Here is a 4,916-nt window from a genome sequence, read left to right on the forward strand (position 1 = left end):
TCGTCGGGCAACACGTCCCGCTCCACCACGGTGACCGTCTCATAAAAGTCGGAAAGCACCCTCGCGGCCAATAGTCCGCCCATGCTTGCGCCGAGAACCACCGCATGCTCACCGATCTTCGGCACGAGCCACCACCTAACCCCGACACTAGCTGATCCCAACCGACCATCCTCCACTTGCCGCACGCGGGCACGAGTAGTCCACTACTTCACTTGTTCCGTCCCTCGCGTATCCCTCGGTGTTTCCATTTAATGGTTGCCTAGCCAGCTGGTCACGCCGGGGATGACCAGCGGCTCATTGACAGCGAGCACATGCCACCGACAGTCAGGTCATATCGAGGTCACGCGGGCTGACCGCGGCTAGAAAACCGCCTCTGAACTGCTTCGAAGCTGGTGCGCGATACTGGTATTGAATCAGTCACGGCTTGCCAAACGGCGAGGACGCTTTCGCGTAATCTGCTATCTCCCAACCTTTGTGGTCGCCTGGGCACGGTCCGCGGACTCCCGCGACCGCGTGATGTTGGAGCGGATGTCGTCGATCTTCGAAGGTCAGGAGGGTCAGCAGGGCTGAGTCAGGCCGGGCAAGGTCAACGAGGTTGCTCTGTCTCAATTCGGTTGGCGCATAACCGTTTTCTTACCTGCGTCGAGTCAGGACGATCGAGAAATTTGTAGGGGTGGGCTAATATCGTCCTCGGCGTACGTTACTAACAGCGCGAGGAGTGATCGTGACCGATCTTGCCGCATCTATGGGTAAGTTATTAGCAATGTGGATGGATCGCGATCCGCAGTCCCGCAGGTCTTCGATCGAGACGTATCTTGCTCCTGACGTGGAGTTCCGCAGCCCGTTCGGCCAAGCTAGAGGTTATGACGAACTGGAGAAATACAGCGATCATCTCCAAGGGAAATACCCCGGCACGGGGTTCTTCGTCGATGGCCCGGTGCAACTGATCGGCGATTACGTCCGGCTTCCGTTCGTCCTCAGAGAACACGATGGCTCCACTGTGGCGACGGGCCAGGATTTCCTCCGGCTCGCCGCCGACGGAAGAGCCGAATTGATGTACGCGTTCTTCGACGAGTAAAGGCGGCGCTGGTCGTCATGGCCGCGCCGGTATGAGTTCTGCTATTTCGCCGTCCACGCGGTCCGGTGGACGCTCGCCGAGCGGTCCGTGGCCACAATTTCCATGTGATGTCGCTTTCGCAGTTCAGACAGGGTGCGCGCCGCTGACCAGCACCGCTGAAAATTACTGGCGGAAACCGACATCGTCGTCGTTGACCGGATGGCCGAACCGGGCTGACGGTCGAGCGCTCAGTGATACCGGCTACACGGGTGCTGCCAGCCGTGTCGGCTGGCCATGGCCGCGCAGCGTCACCGTCTCGCCCAACGACCAACGGGCTTGCTCGCTTTCGCTGGCGGCGTTGACGGCGTCCGAGGATGCCAATAGTCGACCAGGTTCATCCTTCGCCAGTTCGCACAGTCGGGCGGCTTCGTTGACTGGTTCGCCGATCACCGTGTATTCGAACCGCTCTTTGGCGCCCACATTCCCGGCGACGGCTTGCCCGGCGGTCACCCCGATTCCGGCTGGGCACTCGGGTACCTCGCTGTCGAGGCGACTAGCGATGGCGCGGGCGGCAGCCAGCGCGTGGTCCTCCGGCCGGTCGAGACGGTTAGGAGCGCCGAATACTGCCAGCACGGCATCGCCCTCGAATTTGTTGACCAGTCCGCAATTGCGGTCCACCTCTTCGACGACCACCGCGAAGAAGCGGTTCAGCAGCTGCACGACTTCCGCGGCGGGGCGGCTTGTCACCAGTTGCGTCGAGCCGACGATGTCGACGAAAACGACTGCGACGTGGCGTTCTTCGCCGCCGAGTTTTGGTTTTTCCCGCTCGGCGGCCGCGGCGACTTCGCGTCCGACATGACGGCCGAACAGGTCGCGCACTCGTTCGCGTTCGCGCAAGCCGTCGACCATCGAGTTGAAGCCACGCTGCAGCTCGCCGAGCTCTGTTCCGTCGAAGACCACCAGATCACCTCGCAGATCGCCCTTTTCGACGCGCTTGAGTGCGGCGCGCACCACCCGCACCGGCGTCGCGGTCAGCCAGGACAAGATCCACATCAAGACGAAACCGAAGACCAGCGTTGCGGTCGCGATAACCAGCACCGCCACACCGAACTGGGTCTCGGTCAGATTCCGCAGCGTCAAAGCGAAGAATGCGGTCAGCGCGATGCCGAGAACCGGCACACCGGAACTCAGTAACCAGACCGTCAGCGTCCGGCCCATGATCCCCGGTGCCAATCGCCGTGGAACTCGCCCCGCCTCGAGCGCTTGCGCGGCCACTGGACGCAGCGCGAACTCGGTCAACAGATAACACGCGGTGGACACCAGAATGCCGCAGAAGCTGACGCAGAAACCCACGATCGGGATGAACGTGCTGTCGGCCAGCCCGTAGAGCGTGGTCAACAACGCCGCCCCGAGCCCCCAGAGGATGAGAACGCCGAGCGCCAACCAGAACGGGGTCAAAAACGTGCTGCGTTCGTCGGCGGGCGTCGGCTTGCGCTCCTCAATCGCCCACCGCAGCACGCCGATTGTCCGCCGGGTTATCCAGTACGTCCCGAGCGCGAGCGCCACACCGACGTACGCCGGCCCGACGGCGAAGGTGATCCACAGCGGTGCGTCGCTGAAGATGCTGGGCGCCGGGAAGGCGACGGTCAGTAGCAGCAACGCGACGGCGATTCCGACGACGTTGGTCCCGAGGATGAAGACGGTAAGAATGAGCTGAATGCGTACCCTGCGGCGGCTCTGACTTTCCGACGGGCGCCCGAGCAGCCAGGAGCCGTATGCCGGGGTCTCTGGCAGCCGACCGCTCTGTCGGGTGACCATCTCCAGAAGCCGGCCCAGCCGTTGTGCGACCGTTCGCGTGGCCATCATGTTGGCGTCAGCCTAATTCGTCCAGTGGCCGGCACTTAAGGTGAGTCGCGTGCGTCTCGTCATCGCCCAGTGCACGGTCGACTATCTCGGTCGACTCACCGCTCATCTGCCATCGGCACGCCGACTATTGCTGGTCAAGGCGGATGGCTCGGTGAGCGTGCACGCCGACGACCGCGCCTACAAGCCGCTGAACTGGATGAGTCCACCGTGTTGGCTCACCGAAGAGCACGACGGCGCGCTGCCAGTCTGGGTGGTGCAGAACAAAGCCGGCGAGCAATTGCGCATCACCCTCGAGGACGTCGAGCACGACTCCAGCCATGACTTAGGGGTCGATCCCGGGCTGGTCAAAGACGGCGTTGAAGCTCACCTGCAAGCGTTACTCGCCGAGCACGTCGAGTTGCTTGGCGCCGGATATACCTTGGTGCGCCGTGAGTACATGACGGCGATCGGACCGGTCGACCTGCTGTGCCGCGACGAACAGGGCCGGTCGGTCGCAGTGGAGATCAAGCGCCGCGGGGAGATCGACGGCGTCGAGCAGCTCACCCGCTACCTCGAGCTGCTCAACCGCGACAGTGTGCTCGCGCCGGTGCGGGGCGTATTCGCCGCCCAGCAGATCAAGCCGCAGGCAAAGACCTTGGCAACTGATCGCGGAATCCGTTGTCTGACATTGGATTACGACGAGATGCGTGGCATGGATTCCGACGAATACCGGCTGTTCTGAGGCGTCTCACTAGACTGGTGCCATGCCTCGGCGCCGGACCCCACCGCGCGGGCGGCAGCCGCTACGGCCGCTGCCGGTGCAACGCCGGGTGGAAACCGGGCCCGACGGGCACGACTACGAAGTGCGACCGGTCGCCGCCGCGCGGGCTGTCAAGACGTATCGGTGCCCCGGATGCGACCACGAAATCCGATCGGGCACAGCTCATGTGGTGGTGTGGTTAGCAGATTCCGGAGAGGTCGCGGTCGATGACCGGCGGCACTGGCACACGCCGTGCTGGGCCAATCGGGCAACCCGCGCGCCGACCCGAAGGTGGTCCTAGTGGCTAGTGATCAGAGTCTGAATCGGCGGACGGTTCAACCAACTCGACCAGAACGCCGCCGGCGTCCTTGGGGTGGATGAAGTTGATCCGCGAGTTCGCTGTGCCGCGCCGCGGCGCCTCGTAGAGCAGGCGGACGCCCTGCTCGCGCAGCCGGTCGGTGAGGCTCTCGAGGTCGCTGACCCGGTAAGCCAACTGCTGGATGCCGGGCCCGCGCTTGCCGATGAATTTCGCGATCGTCGACGACTCGTCGAGCGGGGCCATCAGCTGCACCTGTGCGCTGCCGACCGGAGCGCCGCGCACCGATAGCATCGCCTCGCGAATGCCCTGATCTTCGTTGATTTCCTCGTGCAACACGATCATCCCGAGGTGGTCGTGGTACCACGCGATTGCGGCGTCGAGGTCAGGGACCGCAATACCGACATGGTCAACGGCCGTCACCAACGCGGTGGCGAGTACTTGACGGACGTCAACTTGATCGGTGGTCATAACGTAACGGTAACCTGACGAGAAAGATTCTGTCTCTCCGATCCGCAGGATCGGCAGTTAGGCCCCCCTCTGGAGGTAGTCATGACGACATCGGTGATCGTTGCTGGAGCCCGAACCCCGATCGGCAAGTTAATGGGTTCGCTGAAGGATTTCTCGGGCAGTGATCTGGGCGCCATCGCGATCGCCGGAGCCCTGGAGAAGGCCAATGTGCCCGCATCGGCGGTCGAGTACGTGATCATGGGACAGGTGCTGACCGCCGGGGCCGGTCAGTTGCCCGCCCGGCAGGCGGCGGTAGCCGCCGGTATCGGTTGGGATGTTCCGGCGATGACCATCAACAAGATGTGCCTGTCCGGTCTCGACGCCATCGCACTGGCTGACCAGCTCATTCGGGCAGGTGAGTTCGACGTGGTGGTGGCCGGCGGCCAGGAGTCCATGACCAAGGCGCCGCATTTGCTGATGGATAGCCG

Annotated in this window: 6 protein-coding genes; 4 read left to right on the top strand and 2 right to left on the bottom strand. The window is 63.4% G+C overall.

Annotated features, from left to right (window positions below):
- Positions 1-724: 724 nt before the first annotated feature.
- On the top strand, positions 725-1,078 hold the full coding sequence (locus tag VNW74_RS29900) for a nuclear transport factor 2 family protein (protein WP_325683666.1): 354 nt from the start codon (positions 725-727) through the stop codon (positions 1,076-1,078).
- A 240-nt stretch (positions 1,079-1,318) separates the two neighbouring features.
- Here VNW74_RS29900 and VNW74_RS29905 read toward each other — a convergent pair whose 3' ends face one another.
- Positions 1,319-2,923: an adenylate/guanylate cyclase domain-containing protein gene (locus VNW74_RS29905; protein ID WP_325683668.1), complete on the bottom strand. Its 1,605-nt coding sequence runs from the start codon at positions 2,921-2,923 to the stop codon at positions 1,319-1,321.
- A gap of 49 nt (positions 2,924-2,972) precedes the next feature.
- Between VNW74_RS29905 and nucS the strand changes: the two genes are divergently transcribed.
- Both nucS and VNW74_RS29915 read left to right on the top strand, forming a co-directional pair.
- A complete protein-coding gene (gene nucS / locus VNW74_RS29910; RefSeq protein ID WP_325683670.1) occupies positions 2,973-3,644 on the top strand; it encodes an endonuclease NucS in 672 nt (223 codons plus the stop codon).
- Positions 3,645-3,666: 22 nt separating this feature from the next.
- Entirely contained in the window at positions 3,667-3,963 is a 297-nt protein-coding gene (locus VNW74_RS29915) for a hypothetical protein (protein WP_325683672.1), read from the top strand.
- Positions 3,964-3,966: 3 nt separating this feature from the next.
- Here the strand turns inward: VNW74_RS29915 and mce are convergent, their stop codons facing one another.
- Complete coding sequence (gene mce / locus VNW74_RS29920) at positions 3,967-4,449, bottom strand: methylmalonyl-CoA epimerase (protein ID WP_325683674.1); 483 nt, start codon at positions 4,447-4,449, stop codon at positions 3,967-3,969.
- 81 nt (positions 4,450-4,530) lie between these two features.
- Between mce and VNW74_RS29925 the strand changes: the two genes are divergently transcribed.
- A partial coding sequence (locus tag VNW74_RS29925) for a beta-ketoacyl synthase N-terminal-like domain-containing protein (protein ID WP_325683676.1) occupies positions 4,531-4,916 on the top strand: 386 nt, incomplete at its 3' end.

The sequence above is a fragment of the Mycobacterium sp. genome (assembly GCF_035570115.1).
Classification (GTDB): Bacteria; Actinomycetota; Actinomycetes; order Mycobacteriales; family Mycobacteriaceae; genus Mycobacterium.